Origin of the sequence: Clostridium sp. FP2, from assembly GCF_011065955.2 — a bacterium.
Classification (GTDB): Bacteria; Bacillota; Clostridia; order Clostridiales; family Clostridiaceae; genus Clostridium_AD; species Clostridium_AD tagluense.
Genome location: NZ_JAAMNI020000003.1, coordinates 1 through 26754, shown reverse-complemented (window position 1 = coordinate 26754; position 26754 = coordinate 1). Strand labels below are relative to the sequence as shown.

Annotated in this window: 32 protein-coding genes; 13 read left to right on the top strand and 19 right to left on the bottom strand. The window is 29.4% G+C overall.

The features are described 5' to 3' along the window. The first annotated feature begins 37 nt into the window (after positions 1–37). The gene (locus G9F71_RS25790) at positions 38–607 is read left to right on the top strand and encodes a histidine phosphatase family protein (protein WP_207712077.1); all 570 of its coding nucleotides are present in this window, start codon (positions 38–40) and stop codon (positions 605–607) included. Positions 608–730: 123 nt separating this feature from the next. Here the strand turns inward: G9F71_RS25790 and G9F71_RS25785 are convergent, their stop codons facing one another. The 4 genes from G9F71_RS25785 to G9F71_RS25770 all read right to left on the bottom strand — a co-directional run bounded on the left by G9F71_RS25785 (position 731) and on the right by G9F71_RS25770 (position 3740). After that, a complete protein-coding gene (locus tag G9F71_RS25785; protein ID WP_164951739.1) occupies positions 731–1282 on the bottom strand; it encodes a signal peptidase II in 552 nt (183 codons plus the stop codon). A 116-nt stretch (positions 1283–1398) separates the two neighbouring features. Further along, positions 1399–2049 (bottom strand): hypothetical protein, encoded by a 651-nt coding sequence (locus tag G9F71_RS25780; protein WP_164951740.1) that lies wholly within the window; start codon positions 2047–2049, stop codon positions 1399–1401. 331 nt (positions 2050–2380) lie between these two features. Further along, positions 2381–2893, bottom strand: a complete 513-nt coding sequence (locus tag G9F71_RS25775; RefSeq protein ID WP_164951741.1) for a DUF3189 family protein — start codon at positions 2891–2893, stop codon at positions 2381–2383. 91 nt (positions 2894–2984) lie between these two features. Next, the gene (locus G9F71_RS25770) at positions 2985–3740 is read right to left on the bottom strand and encodes a PHP domain-containing protein (protein WP_164951742.1); all 756 of its coding nucleotides are present in this window, start codon (positions 3738–3740) and stop codon (positions 2985–2987) included. A gap of 289 nt (positions 3741–4029) precedes the next feature. Between G9F71_RS25770 and G9F71_RS25765 the strand changes: the two genes are divergently transcribed. Further along, the gene (locus G9F71_RS25765) at positions 4030–4725 is read left to right on the top strand and encodes a class I SAM-dependent methyltransferase (protein ID WP_164951743.1); all 696 of its coding nucleotides are present in this window, start codon (positions 4030–4032) and stop codon (positions 4723–4725) included. A gap of 109 nt (positions 4726–4834) precedes the next feature. Beyond that, entirely contained in the window at positions 4835–5719 is an 885-nt protein-coding gene (locus G9F71_RS25760) for a polysaccharide deacetylase family protein (protein ID WP_164951744.1), read from the top strand. A gap of 174 nt (positions 5720–5893) precedes the next feature. Here G9F71_RS25760 and G9F71_RS25755 read toward each other — a convergent pair whose 3' ends face one another. From G9F71_RS25755 to G9F71_RS25745, 3 genes are read right to left on the bottom strand one after another with little or no spacing between them, the layout of a single operon-like run. Then, complete coding sequence (locus tag G9F71_RS25755) at positions 5894–6625, bottom strand: lantibiotic immunity ABC transporter MutG family permease subunit (protein WP_164951745.1); 732 nt, start codon at positions 6623–6625, stop codon at positions 5894–5896. Between the two features lies 1 nt (position 6626). Continuing rightward, on the bottom strand, positions 6627–7352 hold the full coding sequence (locus G9F71_RS25750) for a lantibiotic immunity ABC transporter MutE/EpiE family permease subunit (protein WP_164951746.1): 726 nt from the start codon (positions 7350–7352) through the stop codon (positions 6627–6629). 2 nt (positions 7353–7354) lie between these two features. Beyond that, a complete protein-coding gene (locus tag G9F71_RS25745; RefSeq protein WP_164951747.1) occupies positions 7355–8059 on the bottom strand; it encodes a lantibiotic protection ABC transporter ATP-binding protein in 705 nt (234 codons plus the stop codon). A 375-nt stretch (positions 8060–8434) separates the two neighbouring features. Here G9F71_RS25745 and G9F71_RS25740 point away from each other — a divergent pair, with 375 nt between their 5' ends. Then, positions 8435–8878: an ASCH domain-containing protein gene (locus G9F71_RS25740; RefSeq protein ID WP_164951748.1), complete on the top strand. Its 444-nt coding sequence runs from the start codon at positions 8435–8437 to the stop codon at positions 8876–8878. A gap of 207 nt (positions 8879–9085) precedes the next feature. On the opposite strand, the gene G9F71_RS25735 is transcribed toward G9F71_RS25740, so the two are convergent. The 3 genes from G9F71_RS25735 to G9F71_RS25725 all read right to left on the bottom strand — a co-directional run bounded on the left by G9F71_RS25735 (position 9086) and on the right by G9F71_RS25725 (position 11481). After that, positions 9086–9586 (bottom strand): GNAT family N-acetyltransferase, encoded by a 501-nt coding sequence (locus tag G9F71_RS25735; RefSeq protein ID WP_164951749.1) that lies wholly within the window; start codon positions 9584–9586, stop codon positions 9086–9088. 138 nt (positions 9587–9724) lie between these two features. Further along, positions 9725–10897: an alpha/beta hydrolase family protein gene (locus tag G9F71_RS25730; RefSeq protein WP_164951750.1), complete on the bottom strand. Its 1173-nt coding sequence runs from the start codon at positions 10895–10897 to the stop codon at positions 9725–9727. Positions 10898–11025: 128 nt separating this feature from the next. Continuing rightward, a complete protein-coding gene (locus tag G9F71_RS25725) occupies positions 11026–11481 on the bottom strand; it encodes a GNAT family N-acetyltransferase (RefSeq protein ID WP_164951751.1) in 456 nt (151 codons plus the stop codon). A gap of 628 nt (positions 11482–12109) precedes the next feature. Between G9F71_RS25725 and G9F71_RS25720 the strand changes: the two genes are divergently transcribed. Beyond that, positions 12110–13417: a hypothetical protein gene (locus G9F71_RS25720; protein WP_164951752.1), complete on the top strand. Its 1308-nt coding sequence runs from the start codon at positions 12110–12112 to the stop codon at positions 13415–13417. Between the two features lie 259 nt (positions 13418–13676). Continuing rightward, positions 13677–14654 (top strand): hypothetical protein, encoded by a 978-nt coding sequence (locus tag G9F71_RS25715; RefSeq protein WP_164951753.1) that lies wholly within the window; start codon positions 13677–13679, stop codon positions 14652–14654. A gap of 128 nt (positions 14655–14782) precedes the next feature. Here G9F71_RS25715 and G9F71_RS25710 read toward each other — a convergent pair whose 3' ends face one another. After that, positions 14783–14917: a helix-turn-helix transcriptional regulator gene (locus G9F71_RS25710; RefSeq protein WP_164951754.1), complete on the bottom strand. Its 135-nt coding sequence runs from the start codon at positions 14915–14917 to the stop codon at positions 14783–14785. Between the two features lie 268 nt (positions 14918–15185). Between G9F71_RS25710 and G9F71_RS25705 the strand changes: the two genes are divergently transcribed. Both G9F71_RS25705 and G9F71_RS25700 read left to right on the top strand, forming a co-directional pair. Beyond that, entirely contained in the window at positions 15186–15662 is a 477-nt protein-coding gene (locus G9F71_RS25705; RefSeq protein WP_164951755.1) for a hypothetical protein, read from the top strand. Between the two features lie 74 nt (positions 15663–15736). Beyond that, complete coding sequence (locus G9F71_RS25700; RefSeq protein WP_164951756.1) at positions 15737–16225, top strand: hypothetical protein; 489 nt, start codon at positions 15737–15739, stop codon at positions 16223–16225. Between the two features lie 173 nt (positions 16226–16398). On the opposite strand, the gene G9F71_RS25695 is transcribed toward G9F71_RS25700, so the two are convergent. After that, complete coding sequence (locus G9F71_RS25695) at positions 16399–16614, bottom strand: hypothetical protein (protein ID WP_187353504.1); 216 nt, start codon at positions 16612–16614, stop codon at positions 16399–16401. A 7-nt stretch (positions 16615–16621) separates the two neighbouring features. Further along, entirely contained in the window at positions 16622–16804 is a 183-nt protein-coding gene (locus G9F71_RS25690) for a hypothetical protein (RefSeq protein WP_164951757.1), read from the bottom strand. Between the two features lie 188 nt (positions 16805–16992). On the opposite strand from G9F71_RS25690, the gene G9F71_RS25685 reads away from it, so the two are divergent. From G9F71_RS25685 to G9F71_RS25675, 3 genes are all read left to right on the top strand, one after another. Continuing rightward, positions 16993–17157, top strand: coding sequence for a hypothetical protein (locus tag G9F71_RS25685; RefSeq protein WP_224626919.1), 165 nt, complete (start codon positions 16993–16995; stop codon positions 17155–17157). A gap of 85 nt (positions 17158–17242) precedes the next feature. Next, positions 17243–18118 (top strand): ABC transporter ATP-binding protein, encoded by an 876-nt coding sequence (locus G9F71_RS25680; RefSeq protein WP_164951758.1) that lies wholly within the window; start codon positions 17243–17245, stop codon positions 18116–18118. Then, positions 18115–18669, top strand: a complete 555-nt coding sequence (locus G9F71_RS25675; RefSeq protein WP_164951759.1) for a hypothetical protein — start codon at positions 18115–18117, stop codon at positions 18667–18669. Before G9F71_RS25680 ends, G9F71_RS25675 begins: the two co-directional genes overlap by 4 nt. 80 nt (positions 18670–18749) lie before the next feature. On the opposite strand, the gene G9F71_RS25670 is transcribed toward G9F71_RS25675, so the two are convergent. The 6 genes from G9F71_RS25670 to G9F71_RS25645 form a co-directional block, all read right to left on the bottom strand. Continuing rightward, positions 18750–19055, bottom strand: coding sequence for a hypothetical protein (locus tag G9F71_RS25670; protein ID WP_164951760.1), 306 nt, complete (start codon positions 19053–19055; stop codon positions 18750–18752). Positions 19056–19340: 285 nt separating this feature from the next. Further along, on the bottom strand, positions 19341–19898 hold the full coding sequence (locus G9F71_RS25665; protein ID WP_164951761.1) for a hypothetical protein: 558 nt from the start codon (positions 19896–19898) through the stop codon (positions 19341–19343). Between the two features lie 301 nt (positions 19899–20199). Beyond that, positions 20200–22176: an ABC transporter permease gene (locus G9F71_RS25660; RefSeq protein WP_164951762.1), complete on the bottom strand. Its 1977-nt coding sequence runs from the start codon at positions 22174–22176 to the stop codon at positions 20200–20202. Then, entirely contained in the window at positions 22166–22933 is a 768-nt protein-coding gene (locus G9F71_RS25655) for an ABC transporter ATP-binding protein (protein WP_164951763.1), read from the bottom strand. The genes G9F71_RS25660 and G9F71_RS25655 overlap by 11 nt, the downstream gene beginning before the upstream one ends. Positions 22934–23064: 131 nt before the next feature. Next, positions 23065–23925 (bottom strand): sensor histidine kinase, encoded by an 861-nt coding sequence (locus tag G9F71_RS25650; RefSeq protein WP_164951764.1) that lies wholly within the window; start codon positions 23923–23925, stop codon positions 23065–23067. 152 nt (positions 23926–24077) lie between these two features. Continuing rightward, entirely contained in the window at positions 24078–24749 is a 672-nt protein-coding gene (locus G9F71_RS25645; protein WP_164951765.1) for a response regulator transcription factor, read from the bottom strand. Positions 24750–25094: 345 nt separating this feature from the next. Between G9F71_RS25645 and G9F71_RS25640 the strand changes: the two genes are divergently transcribed. Next, the gene (locus G9F71_RS25640; RefSeq protein ID WP_164951766.1) at positions 25095–26198 is read left to right on the top strand and encodes a hypothetical protein; all 1104 of its coding nucleotides are present in this window, start codon (positions 25095–25097) and stop codon (positions 26196–26198) included. Between the two features lie 84 nt (positions 26199–26282). Next, positions 26283–26597, top strand: a complete 315-nt coding sequence (locus tag G9F71_RS25635) for a hypothetical protein (protein ID WP_164951767.1) — start codon at positions 26283–26285, stop codon at positions 26595–26597. Positions 26598–26754 lie beyond the last annotated feature (157 nt).

Sequence of the window (26754 nt, the reverse complement as noted above, 5' to 3'; positions counted from 1 at the left end):
AAATATTATTTCTAGACCCAAAAGAGGAGATGGTTTTGTGAGTATTTTTTTACTAAGACATGGAGAAACAGATTGGAATACTATTGATAGGTGTCAAGGACACACAGATATTCCACTAAATGAAACAGGAAAAAAGAAGATTGAACAAGTTGCTTTTATCTTCAAAAGAAGTATTGGTGATATTAACTATATTGTATCTAGCCCTCTATCTCGTGCCAATGAGAGTGCGTTGATTTTTTCAAATAGTATTGGTTACAAAGGCGAAATAATAATTGATGAATTATTTATCGAGAGATCTTTTGGTTTAGCGGAAGGGTTGTCACAAGAAGAGATTAAATTAAAGTTTCCCGATTTTGATGTCCCTGAAATGGAGTCCGAAAAGAATGTTTTTTCAAGAGTAATACAAAGATTAAATTACTACGATAGCATATATTCTGATGTAAATATATTAATCGTAACACATGGTGCTGTGTTAAAGACATTAGTGGATAATCAAACAACTTACTGTGGAGCAGATATCAACATAGTAAAATCTGTCCCAGGTGGACTATTTAAAGTAGATTTACGAAATGGAGAGCATCAGATTAAAGAAATTAAGGTTCTATAAGTCAAATAGTTCGCTAGATAGCATAATTTAGCGAACTGTAAGTGTACATTTTTCTTATTCCACCTTTTCGGGGGGATGGGCAAAAATACCCTAAAAATATAAAGAGGATGATGTAACTTATCTTTATGATTTTCGTAGAATATATTTAGTAAAATCTTTTACTATATTATCATCAATTTGGTTTAAAACTTTGTTTTTTAAGGGGTAGTTTAAGAGCACTGATAAGATTAGTAGTCCAATAAAAACATTAAAAATATTAATATATACATCTTTTAAGTCAAACGTAAAAAAACCATTTACTAATATGTAATCTAAACTACCGTTCCAAAAAATCTTGTCAATTAATGAACACATAGCACCAGAAAATACAAAAGCGTACATAATATTAATAAATTTGTTAGTACCAAATTGCTTATTTAGATATTTATAAAACAGATATATTAATATACTCATAATTGCTACTATTGAAATATGTATCCATTTACCGATACCTAATTGCAACATAGAATTAAACCATGAATAGTCCCTATTGAACATAGGATCAAAGTATAGCAAAGGAGGCAATATAGGAAATTTTTTGTCAAGAAAATTGTTGTTAATTACTATTTTAATAACCTGCTCTATTGTTACTAAAATAAGCACTGCTATACCTGTCTTTTTGTTTTGAATTTTCATATTTATTCTGCACCACCTAATATAAATAATCTTCGCATAATTCTAATTAACTTATAAGTAAATAATACCATTAGGGTTACTTGTGACGATATATAAGGAAGTTATGAACTAAATACTTAATGTATAAACTGCAAGAATAATGACAATGTCAAAATAAAAGGAATAAAAGTTGCTGGAAATCCCTTATACCCTTTCTTATTATATATAAAACAAACTATAATCCAATTTATTGCACATCCTAAAAATATTAAACATACACCATAAAATACAAAGTTAGAATTGTTACTTACTTTATATATACCTGAAAGTAATATTGTATAAAACAAAAAATCCCCTAACCCTTTTGTTGGTATGGCTTTGTCACTTTTAAATGATTTGCCATATACTATTAACTTTGACATTACATTTTTATTTGCCATAATTTTTGCATTTGCAGTTTTTGAGCCGATTTTTGTAAAACTAATAATATCTACTATTGATAATCCAATACCAAATGAAATTAAACTTGTTAACGGAATAAGCTTTCCAACTAAACTTCCAATAAAAAGTACACATATCATACATAGCCAACTATTAATGATTAAATGCTCTCTCTTATATGGTTTTTTAATATAAGTTATTAAAAATAACACCCCAATTATGGAGCTTATTGACATCAAAAATATGGATAAATTCATAACAATCAAGTATGTTATTAACAATGAAATTATCATTATAATAATTGAATGTATAATTGACTCTATTAATCTTTCTTTTAATTCTGGCATGGATGGGTACACCTCTCTAAGCTAAATTACTTATTGTGCTATACTCTAAAATTTTGTATTAACTATATGTATCCATTATACATCTAAATTAGTTATTTTTGGAGTTTAAAATAATGATTTTTAAAATTAGGATATATTGGTAAAAACATTGCTATAGCACAAGCAAGATAAAGCCCCTAACCACTATATCTCGTGGTTAGGGGCTTTAAGTTCAAACTCTTGTTTTTATCTGATTTTATGGTTAGGGTGGGGTAGTATTAATTACTTTTCCGTTTCGAGATAAAAAGTTAAATCAGCTTTTAGTTGATGTAACCCGTGTAATAGTTAAAAATCATTTTTTCTTAAATTCGTTATTATCTAAAATAATAACCCCTGATGTGTCTTCCTTTGCTGCCTTCTTTGTGTGATTTACAAGTTTTATAACGTCCGTGTATGATTGTTTTGCTCCCTTTACAAGTAATGGCACTCCTATAAAATCAATTTTTAGCCACCTAGAAAAAAATCCACCAAAGGTCATTGGTAATGGAACAGTTGGCGACGTATTGGAAAATACAATTTTCTCATTTAATAGATTTTGTTTATGAAGCATAGAAGCTAGATTATATAATCCTGGAATCAAAACCTTTGAACGTCCCCTACCTACAGCATAAACTTTGTTTCCAGCTTCATCACTTCCATAATAAAAAAGTTCTCCACAATTTCCATATACTAACTTATTAAAGTTAGGTAATTCCAATATTTCATCCTTAGTCGGTTCTCGGGTTTCATCCAGCATTTTTAAGTGATAAGCAATTGCTAAAATAGATGAATGAGTTCCTCCATAACAATTATATATGTATATCATTTAAATCACCTGATTTCTTATTTTTTAGCTTTTTTTAATAATTGTAGTATATGCATTAAATATTGATATTAAACATTTACCATTACCAAACTTAATGTCTTAATAATTTCATTGATCTATGTGCATTTCCATAAGCATTAACAATATCATCATCTGTAAGGCCTGCCTCAACTGCAATATTATAAGCTTTACCAAAATACCCTACATCCTCTGATTTGTGTGCATCACTTCCTAATGAAAATTTGACACCCATATTCTTTAACTTTCGTATTGTTTCAATATCCATATTCCTATGACCTCTGTTAATTTCCAAAGCAGTATTTCTTAGAGCAGCAACCTTTCCAATTTCGATAATATCTGGATTAACATGCTCTAAAGGATGATTTAATATGGTAATTTCATATTTTTTAATAGCGTTAATTGCAGCTTCTGTATAATTCCTCAATAAAAATGGATTTTGTACTGCTCCAGGATGATAACCCACACAAATTATGTCAAGGTAATCAATTACTTCATCTTTAATATCTATATCCCCTTTTTTAGTAACAATATTACATTCTACGCCAAGAAGAATCTTAAAGTCATTCTCCTTCAATAATGAACTCTTATTAAGATCATCAATTAATTTACGCGATTTTTCATATTGATTTAGTTTCATCCCGAAGGTAATATGTTTATAACCATGGTCTGTTATGGCAATTTCTTTTAATCCTCTTTTTATTCCAGCTTTAACATTTGATTCAATACTTCCGCTTGCATGTTCTCCTAAAATAGTAGTAAATAAGGGAATATGTCCCTTTGCAATATTAGTATGAGTATGATAGTCTGCAATAATCTTAAAAATCATTTTATCCCCTCCATGGTTTAATATCTTTTAATTAGTGCTTCATTATCAAATTGAAAAGATTCTTGTATCCACATTGTAAATTGTTTATCATTTAGTTTTATTTTGCCCATATTATTGGATAATACTAAAGTATTTCGGGTCAAAAAAAATCTTAAAACTATAAGAAGTTTGTTGTTTATGGTACAATATTCCTAAATGTTAAGATGTACTATTATTAAATTGTGTCGCAGTGGTAAGAAAAGATGAGGTAAGAATTATTTTTATAGCATGATAATAAGAGGTGTTAAGAGTGATTATTAAAGGTATTGCTCCTTGGGAGTTATTACAAAAGAAAATGACATGGGAACAGCTAAAATTCATACATAATAAAAGAGTTTTGGATTTTGGAAGTGGAAATGGCATAACAGCTGACTATTTTGCTATAGACAATGAGATTATAGCAATTGAGCCAGATGAAAAGATGCTTCAGAATAGATTTACAGAAAACAAGTATATACAAATAAAAGGAGATATGAGGGAACTTAAGAATTTTGAAGATGAATCATTTGATGTGATATTGTGCCATAATGTTTTTGAATATGCAGATGAAAGAGAAGAAATTATTAAAGAATTTTCAAGGATATTAAAGACCAAGGGCTATCTTTCTGTTTTAAAACATAATAAGGCTGGAAGAGTTATGCAGATGGTAGTGTTATTGAATAATTTTGAACATTCCAATGACTTATTAAAAGGCCAGAATGGACATGCACAACAGTTTGGTAGTATTAATTACTATGAAGATACAGAGATATTAGAATGGTCAGATAAATTTAAAATAGAAAGAATTTTGGGGATTAGAACATTTTGGAGTTTACAGCAAAATCAGGAGATTCAAAAGGATAAGACATGGCAAGAGCAGATGTTGGAAATAGAATTGAAGGTAAGTGAATTGGAAGAGTATAAAGCCATAGCATCCTTTCATCATGTTATTTTACGAAAAAAGTAATGAAGGTTAGGAGCATAAATTTTAGACGTTTTCATATGTTAGAGCACAGTGGTTTAATAGTGCGAGACTTAATGATTTGATATACACTTAATAAGGAGACTGAATAAATATGGCTAAAAAATCTTTTAAAATCCTTGCTATAGCAATGTTTGTAATAATAGGCTGGCTTGGAATAGGGCATCATAATAAAGAGCTAAAAATTGAGAGTTATAATGAAGATTTTTATGCTTTAAAATCAACATGTTCTGTATTTAAGAGTGAAAGTAACAATGAAATATCAAAAAAAATATCTTTAAAAGATAATAATGAAAGTGTTCCTATTTTAATGTATCACTCTATTGGGACAGCAAAATTAAATCCATATGTGGTTAGCACTGATAAATTTAATATGGACATGAAGTATCTTAAGGATAATGGCTTTACAACATTAAGTACTGATGAGTTATATAATTTTATGGTTAAAAATAAGCCCGTCCCTAAAAAATCTGTTCTTATTACCTTCGATGATGGCTATGAGGATAACTATACTAATGCATTTCCAATTTTAAAAAAATATAATTTTAAAGCAACCATTTTTGTAATAACAGATTCTGTAGATAAATGTAAGAAGTCTTTATCCTCAGCCCAGCTAAAAGAAATGCAAAACAACGGAATAGATATAGAGAGTCATACTAATTTACATGACAAATTAGGGACACTCGCTTATGCTGCTCAGCTGAAAACTCTAAAAGCATCTAAGGAGTATATTGAAAAGACTTTAAATAAGACGGTTAGATATATATCTTATCCTTTTGGAAACTATAATTTAGATACATTAAAAGCAGTAAATGCTGCAGGTTATGAAATGGCATTTACTACTAATGGAAGATGGGCAAATAAATCTAATGGAATTTTAAATCTTAATCGAGTATTTATTAGCGGGTTTCATCACAGTAATTCTTTTCAAACAAGAGTAAATCATAGCTGGTATTTATTTAAGTATTTATATATATAAAATCACATGATATTGCAGCACTCCAGGTGATAATTTAATTACATAGGTCCTTACTTTTTTAACGACATTCCAGAAGGAAGTCTACCACTTCTATAAGTGGGGGTCACATACTATAATAAAAATAAAATTGTGAACAAAGGTATCAATATTTTTTACCTTCATAATAATTTATCCTTATTCATAGGACTTTTTTCCTTCCCACTTTTGGAACCAAAACAAACTAGCAACGAAGGTAATACATAGGGAAAATAACATGATAAATACCCCTTGCTTTGTATCAAGTGCGGCGGAATGAGAGACTAATTCGAAAACGAGATAATCACAAAACCTCCCGCTCCATGCCCATGGAATAAAGTGCCATATATTATCACCAAGACCTGTGAGCATCAGAGCAGAAATCAGACTTCCGGAAACTCCAATCCCTGCAGAGGCGGCCTTTCCAAATTGAAGACTAATGTACACATGTAGAATATAAAGAAATATGTTTCCAATAAATAATGCTCCTGCTGCTTTTAAGTAAAATAAATAGGGCACTATGTGAAATCCAAGTGCAAATGTTCCTACAGCAAGTGCAACAGAAAAACTTTCTAATAAAAGCAAAAGAATTAGTTTGCTCAAATACGTAGTGCATTTTAATTTTGAAGTAGTTAGCAGTACCTGAAAATTCCCAGCCTGCTGCTCCTGCTCAATTACTATCCCACTGATTAAGCCTATGAGCAAAGGAAAAGCAATGGCCAGCGCTTCCAGATACGTACTTATATCCATGATTGAGTTCTTTGATGTCATGTGATAATATAATAAAAATATAAGCGCTCCTGCCAGTGGAATCAGTAAATGAATCCACAAAATAGAGGTATGTCTTAATTTGTAAAAATCTGATTTTATGCATCTAAGTAAAGCAACCATATTAATTAACCTCCTGTTTTTCAAACCAATTAGCGGTAATAATTAGTAGCAAAGCAAACAGAATAAGGGACAGAATAATTCCAATTGGAATTACGATGGGATTTAGCATTGGAGATCCGCTTTCTGCCATAAGTCCATTTGGAAGATATCCAAGAATGGGACACATAATACGAGATGTCCAGCTATAAGGACAAATCCACCACATTGATGTGATTGCAGTCAAAGCTCCTAGCATAAATGTGCTTCCAACGTTGATCAAAATAGCCCCTAACATTCCCAGCTTCTTCGCTAAAAACATACAAAGTGGAATCTGCCATAAAAATGTAACTGCAATCAAAATAGCTGCAACAAGTGCCCGAGAAAACGGCAGGATGTTGGAAATTAGATGACCTCCTAAAAGAATTCCAGCTAACAAAACCATGCAGGAGAGGGTCATATAAATCCCATTTACCAAAACTTTTGAAATCCACACTTTTTTTAGTGAAATTGGCAGACCAAATACAGCCCTATAGCGTAATTTTTTTTCTTCCCTTTCATTAGTCATCGCTGCCATTATTGAAATATATCCTGGTAGTAGCATCATGTACCACCAATTGAAGCTATTGGCTTGAAACCAATTTCCGGACATAAATCCAAATAGCAAAGTAAGCATCGGTGCCATAAAAATTAGTTTTTTTATAAATGTTCTTTTACATTTCAAATTTTCAGCTTGCAAATATTTGAGCATTATTAAACATCCTTTCTGTTCTTTTTTATAACCTCTGTGAAAAGAACTTCTAAATCTTCCCCAGGATTAATTTTGCCATCATATCCAAGTACACCATTGCTTATGATACCGATATGGTCTGCAATCAATTCAACCTCAGACAATATATGGCTAGATAGAATAACGGTTATTCCCTGTGATGGAAAAGAACGTATTAGCTCTCTTAAGTCTTGTATTCCAAGAGGATCCAGGCCATTTGTAGGTTCATCCAAAATTAGCAATTTGGGGTTGTTTAGTAGTGCAATTGCAATTCCAAGCCTTTGCTTCATTCCCATAGAAAACTGTCCTGCCTTCTTTTTTCCTGTGTTTATCAAATCAACCGTTTTAAGTACTTCTTTAATGCGGGAATCAGTCAGTCCTAAAAGAATGGTTCGTACTTTGAGGTTTTCAACCGCCGTAAGATTTTCATAAAGAGGTGGAGATTCGATCAAAACTCCTATATCAGAAAGATCATTCCGGATCCAGGGATGCCCCTCAAAAATAATTTCTCCTGATGTGGGATGAAGCATTCCCGTAATCATTTTTAGTAAAGTTGATTTTCCAGCACCATTGGGTCCCAACAATCCATATACAGAATTCTCCTTAATTGATAAAGATATATTGTTTACTGCACATTCTTTTTTAAAAGTCTTGCAAAGATTTTTTGTTTGTAAAATGTAATTATCCATATTCATCTTCCTTTCGTTTGCTATAGTTTTATAATACTAGGTAATTATAAGGATTGTATAAGGCTTTCCAAAACTCTTTTTTCTCCGCAATTAGAGTCCCTAATATTGTAGCTTCGATGAAGATGATTTAACATAGAAATAATTGCATTGACAAACATGGCATTCAAGATATGCGTGATCTTTTGCCTGAAATCATACATTCATTTTTCAATATCCAATTTACGGTAATAATAGTATAATTAAATCATCATCTGCGCAGCTGGGTATCTTCAAAGATGCAATATTAACGACTTCCCTTTTGAAATATCGTTAAATTTGCGTTACAAAAATATAAAATAACTAAGCGCAGAGATTATATAAGGAGGTTTAAAACCTATGACCGAAAAAGAAATGTGGGATTTATATACCCAAAACAATCATGTGAAAAATAAGACTTATGATGCTTGGTGTTTTGGTGGAGACACCTTAATAGCGAATGAACTTGCAAAACTTGTAGTAGAGGGCATCAAGACAGCAACTGCATCGGCTTATAAATTATATGAACTTGATAATAGTCCGTTGCCACCAATAGGTGGGTTGAATATTATTTTAGACTCTGATAGCAATGCTGTTTGTATAACTGAAACAACTAAAGTTTATACTTGCCCATTTTGGAAAGTGTCAGAAAGTCATGCTTTTAAGGAGGGCGAAGGAGATCGCTCCATAGCATATTGGAGAAAGGTACATAAAGACTTTTTTTCAAATGAACTCGAAGCATACGACCTCAATTTTGATGAAAATATGATGGTTGTTTGTGAAGAATTTGAAGTAGTGTGGTAGGGGTTTGTCAGCAACTAGAATATGGTAAAAGTGCAATAGAGATTCCTAAATATTATTAGAAGAAATTTTGGTAACTTTCTTAAAAAAAGTCATAAAGGAATGTACGATTTTAGTTAAAATCGTATATTCCTAAAAATAGCATGAAACTAACTAATATCAATGCCCATACTAACTTACCATAATGGAGTATTTAAGCATTATTACCTTTCAAAATGTGTAAATTTTCATAATTTCTAAATTTCCCCAACATTTACGTTTCCCTTCGCTTTCTAATGTAAAACCTGACTTTTCAACAGTTCTCAACGATGCAGCATTTGATACCTTAACAATAGCATAAATTTTTTCTAGTTTTTGCTGTTTCTTACCCCATTCTACAAAAGGTCTCACTACTTCTGTTGCATAACCATTTCCTTGATAATCAGTTGCAATAGCATATCCTACCTCAATTCCTTCTGCTATCGGACTTAAGCATATATGCCCAATTAAGCAACATGCTTCTTTTGATTCAATTGCATATACCAGCGGATAGTCATGTGGATATTTCCCTTTGAATATCTTTATTTCTTCCATTGCTTTTTCATTGTTTTCTAATACCTCGTCTGGCAACTCTTTTTTTGCAATCTCTTCTTGGCTGTATAAAAATAATAGTTCATAATCTGCTGGCACGAATTCTCTAATAATCAATCTTTTAGTTTCTATAATTTTCACTTTTTTCCTCCTGACATAAACTATCTATGTTAAATTTATGTAGATGTGATATGAATAATCTTTCCTTCATCTTACATTCAAAAGCGCATAAGTCCCTTAGTATTTTTGTGATGTCACAAAACATAAAATCCATGGACATTATAAATTAGAAACTCCTATAGGTTGACCATCTTCATCAATTAATGTTATATAATTATTATTTTTAATAAATCCACTATATTGTTTTTCTTTTCCACATAAAAACTCATCCAAAAATCTTATTGTTATATCATTTATTACTTCATGTGATTTTTCTACAGATAAAGTTTCGTTTTCCATTTTTTCTCCTTTTATTATCGAATAATCTGTAAAGGTCATATGTTTAGTACCATTAAGCTTTATAAAGGACTTATAACCACATAAATAATTGAAAAGCGCCTTTTGTTCCCTATTTGAGTCTCTTAGAATATTATCATAGAGAATAATTTGCTTTTTAAAGTGTTCATCATCAAATTTATCTTTCAAATAATCAATAAACATCGTCATAGATGCTTCATAATTAAAATTACCTCTTCTAAAATTCAAAATAGGTGTATTTAATCTTTGTTTTTCGTTTATATCTTCACTTAAATTTAGAAATTGCATCGAAGCATCAAAAAGCACTGTAGCTTTAATTCTAGAATCACATTGAGAAGCTTTAAAAACAGCTGCTCCTCCTAATGAGTGTCCTATTGTTCCAATTCGTTGTAAATCAAGTTTGTTTTTTATAACATCATCTTCATTATTTAATTTTTCTAATTGATTTAATACAAATAGAATATCATTTTTCCTAATATCTATAAGATTTTCCTTTTCCTCTTGAGTATATTCTTCCTTTGACGGTTCAAGTATTTGGCCAGTTGGAAAAACAGTGAACATGCTATCATAAATATGCCCTATGGTAAATACCACATACCCCTTATTTACTAATTCTTCAATGTTAAAAGTCACATAATCCCTTGGCGATCCAAGGCCTGTAGAATTTATGATTACTGGATATGTAACCTGTTTTTTACTTATAGGAGCATCATTATATATATTAGTCTTTATACTTCCAAGAAATTTTTCCTTTTCTGCATCATTTTCTAAAGGTACCATTTCTTTAAACCTGTTAATAAACTCATCTTCCCTTGGACTATATAAGTCCGCGTAAAGTGCCTGTCTACTTTCTTTCCATGTTTCATCAATAGGATAATAAAAACTTATAATTATCTTTCTATTCTCATCACATTCTATTAAGGTTTCTTTTCGTCTTTTATCTTCTAAAACTTTTACTATTCGTCCTGTTTTCATTTACATTTCACCCCATTTATACAATTCACCATATATTAATGAAAAAATTATATTATTTACCAATATATAGTATGATATATATTATATATTGGTAAAGTAAAGAAAGCTAGAATATAATACCCGAAACATTACTCTCTTAAAATCCATTCAAATATACACTTCTGTCTCTCACCTTCCAGATACATCACATTATGTAGCGGCAAGTCTGCTATCTCTTTGAGTTTAAGCCCCACCTTTTCACAAGTTATTCGAGATGCCCAATTGTAAGGGTCACATGTTATTATCACTTTATCCATTCCATGAGAAAGTGCTACCTGTTTAATAATTCTACAGGCTTTTGAAGCATAACTTTTACCCCTGTAGGCGTTATCTATTTCATAACCAATATGACCACCATAATATATGTTTTCATTACAACCAATGCGAATATCAATATTACCTATGCTATCATTTGAATTATGTAAAGTAATCTTATATTTGTATGCAGGTACATAACCTTTTTTATCATTAGAAGGTGTCTTTTCTTCTATTTTTAAATCAATTTCACCATCTGTTAAAAAATCAAAATCTTTGAACTCAAACATTCCTATCCCCCCTCTCTTTCATCCTAGATTACCAATCTGACGCAAATCTTAGGAATACTATACCATTCCTTATTGAGATTCAAATTTTATGATGGAGTCTAATTTTTCCTTATATTTGGGATTAGAGTTAACCACTTTTTCTATAATTAGTTTCACATTGCTTTTTTTATTCATTAAATTCCTCCACCTTAATAAAATACTTTCTCTTTTACAACATATACCAATAAATTCAAAACTTCAACCGTTTTCTTAATATTAGGTTTATATTTCAAAGATACTTTTTTTGTTTGCTCTAAAAAATAATTGAAACCTTCTACAAAACGTTTAACTTTAAAAGGTTTTCTAAACTGACGTCCGTAAGGAGAGAGAATTGAATCAAAATTAACTATGGGTATGAAAATGTTCTGAGGTAAGGTCACCTATTTTAATATTTACTATTACACCATATAATGTCTAGCCTTTATATTTATGTTAAATTGTGGTACTATATAACTATTGAAAGTAGTAAATACTTATGATTATTCTTTCAATTATGTCGTTTATTAACATAGTTAAATTGTATTTTCATTTAAATACATAAAAATACAATCTTTAAAAAAAATATATAAAAAATAGGGGGAATTTATTAATGAAAAGTTCTAAAAGTATTAGTATGATTGGGGTTATGCTGTTGGTAGGTATGCTATCAAAACCAGTAATGGCAGTAGGAGTGAAGAGTTTTGATGATATTCCAAATTTCTCTATAGTAATAGGAGATAGTATGTTTACAGTGGATTATGCAAATGATTCAAAAAATGCAAATCAAATTAGTGATGCATTAATTAAGAATAAAGGCGATATTTTTATAAAAACAAACGATAGCGGTTGGGTAAAAAATAGTGATGGGAAACAAGTGAATAAAGGTTTGGTAGATGTTTCCACTATTAAATTTAATAATAATAAGGAAATTGGAAGCACTGTAATAAAGCCAGGTAAAGATACTTCTGAAATTTCAGCAACTGCAAAAGCGCATAAAATTCAGTTTGCTTCAACTATAACAAAGACTGGAATAAATACAGCTACTTTTAAATATAAAGTATTAGATGAAAATGGTACAGATATTACTAAAACAGTTCCAGTTTCAGAGATATTTGTAGTTACATCGTTAAATTCATTAGTAAGCGTGGATCCATTAACAGGAATAGGTACCATAACATTTAACTCTTCCTCTGATACTGATAAAGAATATGTTGTTACATTAATTGACAAAATAGGAGGTGTAGCGGCAATGATAAGTTCAAAAGATTTAGAAGTTATTAATAATAATGATACTAAAGATTTACGTGTAATTTATATTGATACACATAAGTTAACAAAGACTGGATCAAACACAGCTACATTTAAATACAAAATACTAAACAAATCGGATATAGACATTACTAAAACAATTCCAGCTTTCATGATAAGTGCAAGTGGATCTGTAAACTCAACCATAGCTTTAGATCCATCAACAGCAACTGGTACAATAACATATAATTCATCTACTGATGTTGATAAAGAAATTAATATTTCCTTAGTGGATAAGTTAACTGGTTCAACTGTATCCTCAACTATGTCAACATCTGCGATTGTATCATCTGAACCTGTAACTAAAGGTACAAAAGTCAGCAAGATTACTATAACTTCAACAAAATTGGGAATAGCTGATGGACATGGTTATGCAACATATAGTATATATGATGAATATGGGAAGGATATTACAAATTCATCACTTAGTGACACTGTAACCTTTAATAGTCAAGTTGGTACAGTTGTTGCGAAAAAAGGGCTGCTTACATTAACGCCCAACGCAAATATTAGTTTTAGTACACTTAATTCAGTGGTGATAACTGGAAACGATTCGATTACTGGAGTTTCAAATAGTGCTAAATTAATTGTACCCATTGTGATACAGTAAATTTCACCCTTGTGCTATGATAGTTGTCGTAGGAAATTAATATAATTGAAATTTTATTACACTATCATATTATTCTTATTAGACGTCACAAATAATAAAAATTTGTGGCGTTTTTAATATTATAGCATTTTGAAGTGATATTTTATATTTATATCTCTTTTAATATTTAGATTATCTAAAATTATTAATATCCGAAACATTAATAATATTTGTTCAATAAGGAAAACTAATATAAATAAAATTAGTGGAGGAAATACATTTGAAAAAAGTATTTTTCCTTATGATATTAATATTTTGCTCTTTATTATACCCGCTAAAACCGATGGCAATCGACAATACTAAAAATCCTTTTTTAACAATAATGTTCAATACTAGTAGCAAGACTTATTACTATAAATATGATTTAAAAACTAATACATACAAAACAATTTATTATAAAGGAAATAGCGGTTATTACTCTGATGGAATAGTAGCAGAAGATGGAAGTGGCTTATATTATACTGACAGGGTAAACGGTAATTATAATTTATACAAAATAAAAACAAATGGTAAGCCCTCTGATATAATTCAACTAACGGAAGATATAAAAATAGATATGTTTTGTTTAGGTGATAATAAAATATTTTGTAGAGCAAGACAAAAAAAACATTCAAATAATAGCATAGCTATATTAAATTTATTAAATAATAAGTTAAATGTTTGTTATAAAGAAGAAAATGATACAGATGTATTTAAACTTGAGTATAATCAATTTACTCATAAACTTTATACTATTGAACAATCATTAAAAGAGAGGAATAGTATCCATTTACCCAATATGCCTCTTGATAAAATCATGGAATATGATGAAAATGGTAATAAAATAAAAGAATTATTTCAAATAAAAGGATATATTAATGATATGTCCGTATCTAAAGATGGTAGTACTGCCTTAGTTTCAGTATTTACTGGGTCTACTTCAATAAATGAAATTTACGTTGTGGATTTAACCAATTTAAGTAAGAAACTTATTATAAAATCTACTATGGATTATATAGCGACGCATCCAATCTTTTCACCAGATGGAAAAGGATTTTATTTTCTAGAAATTAATTCTGATTCCAAAGTGCTTTTTGCTGATAAACAACATGTTGAAAGAAGTAGGAACATAAGTTATTATGATTTAACTACAAAAAAAACTTCTAAGATTTTTAATAAAATCGATGGATTTGTAAATGATTATAATATACAATATTGAATTTCAATATAATAGATGTTTTCTTTTATTAAATATGTTGTTTTTGTATTATTGGGGGTGGCAATTTAGAAGGTAAGTTTTGAAAACAGAGCATATTTACAATGGTAAAGAATGACCAAGAGACTCAATTAGTATTGTGTTACATATGTTAGCTTTTGAATAGCATTTTCTATTTCTAAGATTGTTCCTCTTGAAACACCCATTGCTTTTGCTAATCCCTCCTGTGTTATCTCTTTTTCTGCTCTTAAGATTTTGTTTTTCATCAAAAAAAATTATCTCATTGTTAAAATGTATTATATATTTGCCTTTTTCAACTAACTATATAAACTAAAAATCATTTAACATAATAAGGCTACATCCATGGGGATGTATTTTTCTTAGCGTGCGAAATAGCATTATTGCATACTCTACCCCAAATAAAATGAAAAATATGTAAAAAAATAGTTAACGATAACAATTGATAACACTCTTCCTAAGTGTTAATATATGTAATTGAAAGACGCTATTAACTCTTAAAAAGGAGGGAGTATTGTGAAAAAAAAATTATTATCCAGTATTATTACAATTGCTTTAGTAGCCGCAAGTTCATTTCCTGCAACTGCTTATAACGGATCTGGACAGACAGGGCCAGTATATCATTTAGAAAAAGAGAGTAATGATTCACGGGTTAACGCCAATGATATGTCCAATTTACCTGGTACATCCAATGGTCATGCCTCTATGGTAGGAATACTTGGAAATGTAAGAGCAGGCGATACAGATTTCTATAAAGTGGGTGGCGAAGAAGCTGCGAAATACTACTCAAATATAAATATTCATGTCTCAAATGTATCTGATTTTATTACTTATGATTTAGTTGATGCAAATGGAAATCCAACACCTATTAAACCAGGATCAACAATTGAATTAGATGTTTCCAAAGGACAAGAATATTATATTAGAGCTACAACCGGTTCATCTCAAAGTGACTTTGATTATTCAATTACAGCTTATCGTATATTTAAATAATAATTTATTTATGGGTAGTGTCAAGATTATATGAAAAACTATCAATCAGTAAAATTATTGTAAGGAGTGATATTATGAATAAAAAGTTTATATCAAAAGTTTTAGGTGTTGCTTTAGTAGCATCAATGTTAATGCCTCAGGTTGCTCATGCCAATGGTAGAGACGGCGGACAGCGATATCCAGTATGGTATAATGAAGTAGAGAACAATGATTCACGTGATACAGCCAATAAGTTTTCGGTAGATATGGCAGGTGTTAACGACCTTAACAGCTTATTTGGCATGAAAGGAAATCTTAAATGTGGAGATACTGACTTTTTTAAATTGCAAGGAGCTGGAGAATATAATACATTAAGAATAGATGTTGATGTATCCCAGAATGTAACCTTTAACATAATTGATGAAGAAGGAAATCCAGTTGATACAGGCGTAGAACGAGATTCTTATGGTAATGGAAAAATAAACTTAGACCTTTCTAATAAAAAAATATATTATTTAAGACTTACTACAGGTATACAAGGTAATTCTAAATATGTTCTTGTAGGATATGCTTCAACAAAATGATTTATACCAAAAAAGTAGACAAATGAAAAGCCTAATATTTTCTGGACATGCTCTGGATGAAGTTTTTATAAATAGCCTCAAAGTTAATGCACCACGATAGTAATTGTGGTGCATTAAAAAGCACATAAGTTTTAATAAACCCACTATATCCTTCTTTTTTTTCACATAAAAACTCATCCAAAAACCTCATTATAACCAATGCGAATATCAATATTACCTATGATATCATTTGAATTATGTAAAGTAATCTTATATTTGAATGCAGGTACATAACCTTTTTCATCATTAGAAGGTGCCTTTTCTTCTATTTTCAAATCAATTTCACCATCTGTTAAAAAATCAAAATCTTTGAACTCAAATATTCTTATCCCCCCTCTGTTCCAATTCATACAGTTTTTAAAAATCTACATTACACAGTATTTTCAATGCTTTTTTTATTTGTTTAGGATTATTTTTATCTGAGCTTATTGAGCAATTATAAACTGCTTCGTAACTTTTAATTTGAGTGCCGCTAGCTACTGCAGGATTTTCAACCTTATTATTTTTTTTAACTGTACATGCCACTAAAGTAATAGCCATGAAAATGCACAATAAAGTAATTATAATTTTTTTATCATTGGTTAAACAGGTGTTTAAATTGATTTTTAATATTCAAATTATAGTTAAAATGGTATAATTAAGAAAAAGTTCAATGATAATATGCAAAAAACCATGCAACGGCTGTCCATGGCGCGCAGAATTAAGAAATCAAGATTTAGGCGGTATTTATGAAAGAAATAATTTTGTGTGATGATGAGAGGATACATAAAATAAAAGGTTCGCTACAGTATATAAATCAGATTTGTAGTTATAAATATATATTAAATTGTAAACTTTTTAACTTCTTAACTTCTTATGAATTTAAATTCTTTAATAAATTATTTTGTGCATGAACAATATATCATGAAAAACAAATCGTTATTATAACAATATTATCTTATTACAAATACAAATTTTATTTAAAGGTGGTGTTACGATATGGAGCTGTTAATTGACAACTTAACAAAAAGCTTTAAAGATGATATTGCAGTTGATCAATTTTCTGTTAAGCTTACAAATGGTATATATGGTTTATTAGGAGCAAATGGTGCTGGAAAAACAACCTTAATGAAACTAATTTGTACTTTGCAAAAACCAACTTCAGGTACTATAAAATACAATGAAAAGGAAATATTTGAAATTACAGAAAGTTATTGTGAAGCACTTGGCTATCTTCCACAAAATTTTGGCTATTATCCTAATTTTACAGCTTTAGAATTTCTAGAATATATATCTTTAGTAAAAGGATTATCATTAAATGAAGCTAAAAAAAGAAGTTTAAATTTACTTAAAGCTGTTAATCTAGAAGATAAGAAAAATAAAAAAATAAAAAAATTATCAGGTGGTATGAAACAAAGGTTAGGAATTGCACAAGCCTTGATAAATGATCCACAAATCCTAATTTTAGATGAGCCAACAGCTGGATTAGACCCAAAAGAAAGAGCTAGCTTTAGAAATTTAATTAGCTCTATGGCTAAAAATAAAATAATCATCTTATCTAGCCATATAGTACCAGATATTGAGCATATTGCTGACGAGATATTAATTATGAAAAGTGGCAGATTGATTAAAAAAGGTAAACCAAATGAAATTACAAAAACAATAGATAAGTTTATATGGGAGTGCGAAACCAATATTGGTAAAGCGAAATATATTACGGATAAATTCTATGTAATCGATATGAAACAAACTGATAATGAAACAGGAATTTTGCGTATTATATCTGAAATAAAGCCTGTAGAAAGTTCAGTTCAAGTTAAGCCGACCTTGGAAGATTTGTACTTATATTATTTTGCAGAGGAGAAGATGAAATGAAAGATTTAGTAAGTTTTGAATTGAAAAAAATATTAAAGAGAAAGTCTATTTTAGTTTTATTAATAGTTGCCATCATAGCAACAATCTTTAATTTTGTAATCTTTCATTTTGGATATACTTCTATGTATATTTTCTTGCCTAAGCAAAATATAGCAGGGCCTATTAATGGATTTTCAGCTATAAAATATAGTAAAGAAATAAACAAGAAATTTACTGGGGAACTTACTGATGAATCAGTAAGTAAAATGAAAATAACAATTGAAAATGAAAAAAACAGATTAAATATGCTATCAGAAGATCAAAGGTATTTAGTATTAAATGCATATAGAAATCAAAAAGCTATAATTAATAAATTAGAAAATGATGGAACAATTGGATTGGTCAAAAATAAATTTGATTTTGCTACTAAACCTCTGTTAGTGGGATATTCAACAGGATGGGAAAAATTTATTAATAGCTTTTCTAGTATAGGAACATTATCTTTATGTTTTATTATTATAGTTATCTTTGGAAATGTATTTAATCAAGATTATGAAACTAAAGTTGATTAAATTATTTATTCATCTAAATTTGGGAAAAGTAAACTAGTAAGTGCAAAACTAATTTCCTCAAGTATATTAATATCTTTTATTTATACAGGATTATATATATTTAATCTTATTTTATATTGTGGTATTTTTGGATTTGATGGAGCCCTATGTAATATACAATCATCATTATTTTTTATAGAGTCAAGCTTTAATTTGAACTTTTTGCAATTAAGTATTATTATGTTTGCAATAGGACTCGTTTCCTCTTTATGTTTAACAATTATTACGTTAGCAGTATCAGCTACATTTAAAAATAGTGTACAAATAAGCATTATATCTTTTATCTTAATATTCTTTCCGGTATTTTTTGATTTTTCTGGCACACTTGATAAATTACAAAAAACCATGGAGATTATGCCTATATATGGACTTCATGTTTCAAAACTATTTATTAAAAAGCAAGTTTATTTTGGTCATACTATACAACCGCTGCTAACAATACTTATTTTAATCATTTTTATGGTTACTTCTATTTATATAATAAAGTTTAAATCTAAAAAATATCTGGTATTACATTAATACATGTAGTTCTAAAACACTTATAAAACATTTCAAGAACCAACTTCTACTTTTAATTATACTTATTTGGGGCGTGGACAATGTTTACGACTTGTTGACACTCCCCATAATAATTATTTATTGCTCGCAAAATCTTTAATCTGAATATCTCCTTGTGTCTTAATTGATATATATACCTTTGCACTAGCATTATTTCCAATAGATACTACCCTATTTACACCTTTTGCTATATCTATTGTTGTCTCATTCTTTTCAGTACTGTCACCTGAGGTATGCTCAAATATTTTTATAAGCTTTTTATCCGGAGTACATAAAAGTAGCTTATACTTTCCTTCTTTACCAAATTCAAAATTATAATTTAAAGTTATCTTTCCAGCTTCCTTTGCATCTAAAATCCAATAGTTGCTTGCTCCATAATATCCCCCCATTTCCCCACTAATAATATCCTTCTTCTGCATATCCATCGCATATCTTGAATAATAGGCTCCTCCAGAATTACTAGCTATTCTCTCTTCATTATCATAGATACTTTTATAGGTCTCACTTATTTCTTTAATGTCTTTATTTATACTTTGCTTATTCTTGCTTACTTCACTATTGTTGCAGCCATTAAAAATTACTGAAATTGAAATAACTATAGGGACAAAAATTAGTATGTAATGTTTTTTCATTGATATTAGCTCCTTTTATTATCTATTAGGTATGGTAATTGCAAAGTGTAAATTTACGATTTGCGATCACTTCCACATTATACCATTATATACTATTTTACAAATATAGAGAATCTATTAATACAAGGGTGTATATGAAAACTGTCACAATTAGGTAAATTTCCTTCTGAAGTCATTAATATCACCTCATAATATTTGTATTACATAAAATAAGCTTATAGATAGTCAATTTAATTATGTAACACAGTAATTATTATAATACATATTTACAAAAATTATCATAAATATAAATCTTAGTGTACTACTTATTCATTTTTTTTGCACCTGCATAAGTCAGTAGTAAATATACTCCATATATACAGCATACAATAGCAGAAACAATAATAATATTTGTCATCATATTCGTTGTGCCCATCTGCTTAATAAGCTTACCGATAACTTTTAATGCGATACATGAATGTAAGAATGCCATTGCAAATGGAACTAAAAAGTAAACCAAAATCTGAACTAATATACTATTGTTAACCTGTTTTCTTCCAACACCAAGTTTTCGAAGCATTTCATATCTTCTTTTGCTATCACTAGCTTCTGACAACTCCTGAATTGCAAGTACTGCTCCACTTGACACTAAAAAGATTATTCCTACATATATTCCCACAAAAGAAGCCAACATTGATGTTGTTAAATTTCCAATCTGTCTTATTACACGATATGAGGCAATGTAAGCACCATGATTTAATAATTCCTTATCATAGCTATCAATAACAGCAATATCTAAATCCTTAAAAGTATTAATTACAAGGCCACCCATGCTGGCATTAAAGTTTTTCACCTGATCATCGGCTAAAATAATCATTGCTGTTGAGGCTGCATCATTTATATTACTAAAATTGCGATATAAACACTCTTTTTTTTCTGCCTGAAACTGTTTTCCATTTATTGAGATTGTAGTAGCTTTTCCTTGTAATCCATTAACAACAACTTTGTTGTTAGAACAGATGGCATAAGATTTATCATCAAGCTGTAATTTTTCTCCACCTTCCATGAAAGTCAGATTATTATAATCTGATAGTTTTATAACTGCAATCTGATGCTGTGTATTTAATAATTTCATGTCCACTTTAGTAAGGTCTGATAGATATTCATCACTCATTAAGCTTTTAATCTGAATTCCACTTTCATAAACTTCATAGGCATAGCTTTTCTTTATGTCCTTTTTAATAACTGTTTTTTTATTATTAATTATTTCTAATGCTGCCTTTTTATTAGTTAATCCAAAAATTGTAACATCAAAAGGCTGGCCAAATTTAGAATTTCCAATAATAGCTTTATTCACACCAATTCCACTTGATAAAATCGTAATTGTTAAAAATAGCATAAGTGTAATAATTGTAAGTGAAATTACGTTTTTACTTACTTTATTTCCAATCTGCCTTATTGTAAATAAATTTATGTTTTTAAGATAGAGCTTATCTACTTTGCGTAAGCATTCTGTTATAAAACTTCCCATTGATAAAAAGAATAAATATGTTCCGATTACACCACAAACCAAACTTACAAAGAACAATTTATTTTTTGGAACAAGCCCGATATTCAAAATAATTGCATAGGAAATGACTAACATAATAAGCGATAATGTAAACGCTACGAACCCTGCTTTTGCAGACAGAAATTTTGTTTTATCGCTTTTTACTTCATATAATAAATTAATCAGCTTATTCTTTTTAATTATCTTAATATTAAATACAGCAACACATGCAAAAATACTTGCAAAACATATAGCTGTTTTACGTAATGCACTCCAGGAAAAAACGAATTTATATTTTGATAAATCTAGGGATTTATCTCCTCTAAACATCTCTATTGCTACTGCCTGTAGCCCTTTTGAAGCAAATATCCCTAAAATAACACCCAAAAACATTGCTATTATTCCAATTAATAAAGTTTCCATTAAAAGCATCATTGAAATATCATTACGTCCCATTCCCAGGCTTCCATAGATGCCAAACTCATTTTTTCTTCGTTTAATCAGAAAATTATTTGCATATATAACTAAAAAACCAATGACTACTGATATAAATACCGAAATGATTCCTAGCATATTTTCTAAAACATGGAGTATTTCTTGCTGACTGCTTTGGATTTCAACAAATCCAGCCTGTGAATCCAATGAATTAAATGTAAAAAACATAGCAACCGAAAATGTCAGTGTAATAAAATAAATAAGGTAATCCCTAAAACTTTTTTTAACGTTTTTATATACCAGCTTAAAATACATGGTTGGTTTCCCCTCCCATTTCTGTTATTACTTGAATAACTCTATCAAAAAAATCTTTTCTGCTATCTTTGCCTCTTTTTATCTCTGTAAAGAGCTTGCCATCTTTTATAAAAAGAATTCTTTTTGCATAGCTTGCTGTAAATGCATCATGTGTAACCATTAATATAGTTGCTTGCATCTCCTGGTTCAGATATTCTAATGAATCTAAAAACTGAGCAGCTGATTTAGAATCCAAAGCTCCAGTAGGTTCATCAGCTAAAAGAAGGGATGGCCTTGAAATAATTGCTCTTGCACAGGCTATACGCTGTTTTTGTCCACCCGACATCTGATAGGGATATTTATTTAATAGATCTCTTATTGCTAATTTATCTGCAATATTTTCTACCATTTCTGCTATTTCTTTTGGATTTTTCTTTTGAATCGTTAGTGCAAGTGCTATATTTTCATATGCTGTTAATGTATCTAAGAGATTTAAATCTTGAAAGATAAACCCTAATTCTTCTCTTCTAAACTTCTCTAATTTATGTTCAGACATTCCATCAATTCTTGTTCCATTAATATCTATTTCGCCACCTGTAATATCATCAATCGTTGATATACAATTAAGTAGCGTTGTTTTTCCACTTCCTGATGGTCCCATAATTCCAACAAATTCTCCTGCATTAACGATAAATGAAATCCTGTCTAAGGCCTTTGTAACCATTCCTTTTGTACCATAATATTTTTCGATATGACTAACTTTTAATATTTCCTTCATCCTTTGTTTCCCCCTCGTCTAACACTTTATGAACTAAGTATAATGCCTATTTACATAATGTTATATTGATTTACATTTCAGTAACCTTTCATTTTTGAAAGATTACTGAGCAAAAAAATGAGTCATGATAATCATGACTCAAAATGCATTGTTCCGCCTACAGGGAATACTATATTTAATTTTGTACCTTTTCCTCTGTTTGACTCTATGCTAAGAGCTATATTTAACTTATCTGATAACTTTTTACAGATATACAGTCCCATACCTGTAGACTTACCGTGAATTCTGCCATTCTCACCAGTAAACCCATGATTAAAAACCTGTTCAATATCCGATTCTGATATACCAATTCCATTATCTTCAATAGTAAGTATTACTTGCTTATCTCTTTTTTTTGCTGAAACTCTTATGATTTTCTCGTCCTTATCTAAAAATTTAATAGCATTTGTTACAATCTGCTGTAAAATAAAATCAAGCCATTTTTCATCCGAATATACAAAAACCTCAAGATTGTCAAATTCTAAATGTATTCTACTGTAAATAAAGGATTTTGCAAAGGTCTTAAAACACTTTTTTACAACGCGTTCTAATGAAAGCTTTTTAATTGAATAATCATTCTCAGCATACTCGCTCTTTGAATAATACAATACTTGACTGAGTAAACATTCTATCTGCTTTAATTCAGTTTTGATATTCTTTGTCACCTGTGATGGATTATTGTCAATAATAAGTTCAGCGGATGCTAAGGGTGTTTTTATTTCATGCAGCCACATTTCTAAGTATTCTTTATAATTATCTGTTACCTGCTGGTATTCACAAATTTTATCAACAACACTTCTTTCAATTTTTTCAAATGTATTATATATAATATTTCCTTCCAGAAAGTCAGGTTTGCAAAGTGTCTCCTTGATTAGATATAATTCATTTATTTTTTCTGTACTTTCAATAACACAATCATAAAATTCCTTTTTCTTCACATAATCAATTGTCATAAATAAAAGAATTGGGCAATACCAGATTATTAAAATACCAAGTAAACAGACGATCTCTATATTAATATAAATCAAGAACAGTATTAATAAAATGCTAAGTAGCGTATTACAGCACAGGAATAGCTTCTTATCATTCAAATATTTTCTAATATTCATTCTACTATGTACCCTTGTCCTCTTTTTGTTTTAACAAACTCTTTAAGGCCAATTTCATCTAATTTTTTTCTAAGTCTTGTCATATTTATAGAAAGACTGTTATCATCAGCAAAATATTCTGCAGACCATAACTCTTCCATTAACTCTTCTCTTGACACAATTTCATTTTTCCTTTTTATAAGGCTTGTCAATAAAACTAGTTCATTTTTTGTAATTTCAATCTTTACTCCATTTGCTATCATTGAACTGTTACATAAATTTATGGTAAGTCCATTGCACTCCATTACCTCTTTAGATTGATTCCCTGCCTCACTCCGTTTTAGTACCGCATTTACTCTAGCTAATAGTATCTCTGTATTATATGGCTTTGTTATAAAGTCATCTGCGCCTAAATTTATGCTCAGAAGCTCATCCATATCACTGTCACGGCTGGTTACTATAATAATTGGAACTTGTGAAAATTTCCGCACTTCTCTGCAAATATAATAACCGTCATATACAGGTAGGTTAATATCTAGCATCAGAAGATCTGGCTGTTGCATTTTAATAACATCTACAATATTATCAAATGTTTCAGGAGCCGTAACTTCATATCCATAACGCTCCAATAATACTTTTAATTCCGTTCTAAGCCTTTGGGTATCTTCAACAACTAGTATTTTACTCATATTACATTCTTCTCTCTATATTTTTATTTTATGATCTATACCTTGCTAATACTGCGGACTTTTGATGCATCCACTGGTACTATATTGTTTATAAATAAGCTTACAACCGCTTCTAGTGGTTGTTTATTATCTGCAGTATATTTTACCAATAAAAAACACTAATAGCAACAGATGATGATTTAACCCTCTTTTTTCGATTAATGAAGGATTCTTTTCATATATAACCTTCAGCTTATTTTTACATATTTATGTTTATATGCTTAATTATTGATAATTTATTGACTTATTGAATTTATGTAAATATAATTATCTACAAAGTGTCTTATTAGTAAGGAGCGATATATCTTGAAAAAAAAGCATTTTATAATTATATTAACTATCATTAGTTTAATTTTGTTATTTTTAACAATTTTAAATTACCATAATGCTAAACAAACCAATACACACCAAAGTCTTGATATTATAAAGGAAACTACTACAAAAGAAATTAAAGATACTGATAAAGGATATTTATCAATATGCGTAACTGATTATAATGATGATAAAGATCCTGAAAATGGAATGACTACATATTTTTATTGTTATGATATAAATACAGAAAAAGCAACAAAAATTACAGGAATTCCATATACTTCACAATATCCACTTGGCGTTTACAGTAGAAAAGAAAATACAATCTACTATACATCCCAGGTTAAGGTTAATGAAAAAAGCAAAGGCGACCAACTATTTTCTTATGACTTAAACACGAAAAAAACACATCAGCTTTCACAAGATGTATTTGCTATAAACTATATAGTTCCTATGAATGATATCATTGCAGTAGAAGCAGTTAAAAAAGGGGTTAGGGAACTTAAAATGGCTTTTTATAATAAGAAAAAAAACAGTTTTGAATACGTAAATATAGAAAATGACCTGGAGGCTGATATATTATCCTATAATCCGTTTATAGATAAGCTTGCAGTGTCTTTTCGTTACAAATCACAGGATTATAAATCTACAATGGATTTTAATGAAGGAAAAACGAGTAAACCTATTCATCCTAATCATTATTTATATATTTTTGATGAAGATTATAGAAATCCGAAAAAAGTATTTTCAACCAAAAATATGGTTTTAAGTCAAATTGCATTAGACAATCATGAAAATTTATTTTTGTGTCAAAGTGATACTACACGAAACTTTAATCCTAAATCTTCTAATTGCATATTTTATCCAAAGGAAAACAAAATAGAGCAGCTTGAGGCTATCAGTAAAAATATCAGTATTTCAGAATTCATGTTCTATAACAATGATAAAACCCAAGTTTTCTTTATAGGTGCAAATCCAAAAGATGAGGTTAATTTTCCTAGAGGAATTTATCTTTACGATTTTAATACTAAAAAAATGAAGTTAATATTTACAAGTAAGACATGCTTTATTAATAATTTTATGTTGTTAAAAAATTAAATAAGAATGGAGCCACTGACTTGTGGCTGCTATGACATTAAAGTAAAATTAGACGAATTTAATGAATTTAAAAGGAGGTATAATGTGAACGAAGAAAAGATTAATAAAAAATCAAGTGCGGTTGACAAGGCAGCCTTTATTATAAGATATATTTTTTTTGGTTTTTTAATTTGGTCATATTACAGTGCAATACTTACGATTGGTAGAAAGGGTGCTATTGGCGTTGTTATTGGATTTATTGCATTAGCCATGTTCTTTATTTTTAAGGAGGGCATAAATCCTATTAAAATGAACCATAAGGAATTTGGAAAATATACAGATATTATAGGAATACTAATCAGTATTATTTTTATGTTGTGTTGTTTAGCACCACTTTTGGGAATAGGTTTTTACAAATGATTTATGGGTACAGCCCCATAGCCATCAAGCTAAGAAAATTCTATAAAAATAAAGCCCCCCATTTGTGAAAATGTTATTATTTGAAAGATAATAAAAACACATCAATGGGGGTAATTTACAAATGATAGAAGAAAACTTAAAATTGGATAAAGATATG

What these genes read in the sequence shown, in the direction of transcription:
- G9F71_RS25710 (WP_164951754.1), bottom strand. Translation starts at nt 14,917, where the DNA reads ATGAAAAACAAAATCTTAAGAGCAGAAAAAGAGATAACACAGGAGGGA.
- G9F71_RS25750 (WP_164951746.1), bottom strand. Translation starts at nt 7,352, where the DNA reads ATGCTCAAATATTTGCAAGCTGAAAATTTGAAATGTAAAAGAACATTT.
- G9F71_RS25730 (WP_164951750.1), bottom strand. Translation starts at nt 10,897, where the DNA reads ATGAAAACAGGACGAATAGTAAAAGTTTTAGAAGATAAAAGACGAAAA.
- G9F71_RS25755 (WP_164951745.1), bottom strand. Translation starts at nt 6,625, where the DNA reads ATGGTTGCTTTACTTAGATGCATAAAATCAGATTTTTACAAATTAAGA.
- G9F71_RS25650 (WP_164951764.1), bottom strand. Translation starts at nt 23,925, where the DNA reads ATGACAATTGATTATGTGAAGAAAAAGGAATTTTATGATTGTGTTATT.
- G9F71_RS25675 (WP_164951759.1), top strand. Translation starts at nt 18,115, where the DNA reads ATGAAAGATTTAGTAAGTTTTGAATTGAAAAAAATATTAAAGAGAAAG.
- G9F71_RS25760 (WP_164951744.1), top strand. Translation starts at nt 4,835, where the DNA reads ATGGCTAAAAAATCTTTTAAAATCCTTGCTATAGCAATGTTTGTAATA.
- G9F71_RS25725 (WP_164951751.1), bottom strand. Translation starts at nt 11,481, where the DNA reads ATGTTTGAGTTCAAAGATTTTGATTTTTTAACAGATGGTGAAATTGAT.
- G9F71_RS25680 (WP_164951758.1), top strand. Translation starts at nt 17,243, where the DNA reads ATGGAGCTGTTAATTGACAACTTAACAAAAAGCTTTAAAGATGATATT.
- G9F71_RS25685 (WP_224626919.1), top strand. Translation starts at nt 16,993, where the DNA reads ATGAAAGAAATAATTTTGTGTGATGATGAGAGGATACATAAAATAAAA.
- G9F71_RS25690 (WP_164951757.1), bottom strand. Translation starts at nt 16,804, where the DNA reads ATGGCTATTACTTTAGTGGCATGTACAGTTAAAAAAAATAATAAGGTT.
- G9F71_RS25645 (WP_164951765.1), bottom strand. Translation starts at nt 24,749, where the DNA reads ATGAGTAAAATACTAGTTGTTGAAGATACCCAAAGGCTTAGAACGGAA.
- G9F71_RS25780 (WP_164951740.1), bottom strand. Translation starts at nt 2,049, where the DNA reads ATGCCAGAATTAAAAGAAAGATTAATAGAGTCAATTATACATTCAATT.
- G9F71_RS25770 (WP_164951742.1), bottom strand. Translation starts at nt 3,740, where the DNA reads ATGATTTTTAAGATTATTGCAGACTATCATACTCATACTAATATTGCA.
- G9F71_RS25695 (WP_187353504.1), bottom strand. Translation starts at nt 16,614, where the DNA reads ATGAATTGGAACAGAGGGGGGATAAGAATATTTGAGTTCAAAGATTTT.
- G9F71_RS25660 (WP_164951762.1), bottom strand. Translation starts at nt 22,176, where the DNA reads ATGTATTTTAAGCTGGTATATAAAAACGTTAAAAAAAGTTTTAGGGAT.
- G9F71_RS25700 (WP_164951756.1), top strand. Translation starts at nt 15,737, where the DNA reads ATGAATAAAAAGTTTATATCAAAAGTTTTAGGTGTTGCTTTAGTAGCA.
- G9F71_RS25655 (WP_164951763.1), bottom strand. Translation starts at nt 22,933, where the DNA reads ATGAAGGAAATATTAAAAGTTAGTCATATCGAAAAATATTATGGTACA.
- G9F71_RS25665 (WP_164951761.1), bottom strand. Translation starts at nt 19,898, where the DNA reads ATGAAAAAACATTACATACTAATTTTTGTCCCTATAGTTATTTCAATT.
- G9F71_RS25785 (WP_164951739.1), bottom strand. Translation starts at nt 1,282, where the DNA reads ATGAAAATTCAAAACAAAAAGACAGGTATAGCAGTGCTTATTTTAGTA.
- G9F71_RS25745 (WP_164951747.1), bottom strand. Translation starts at nt 8,059, where the DNA reads ATGGATAATTACATTTTACAAACAAAAAATCTTTGCAAGACTTTTAAA.
- G9F71_RS25720 (WP_164951752.1), top strand. Translation starts at nt 12,110, where the DNA reads ATGAAAAGTTCTAAAAGTATTAGTATGATTGGGGTTATGCTGTTGGTA.
- G9F71_RS25670 (WP_164951760.1), bottom strand. Translation starts at nt 19,055, where the DNA reads ATGGTTTTTTGTAATTTATCAAGTGTGCCAGAAAAATCAAAAAATACC.
- G9F71_RS25740 (WP_164951748.1), top strand. Translation starts at nt 8,435, where the DNA reads ATGACCGAAAAAGAAATGTGGGATTTATATACCCAAAACAATCATGTG.
- G9F71_RS25775 (WP_164951741.1), bottom strand. Translation starts at nt 2,893, where the DNA reads ATGATATACATATATAATTGTTATGGAGGAACTCATTCATCTATTTTA.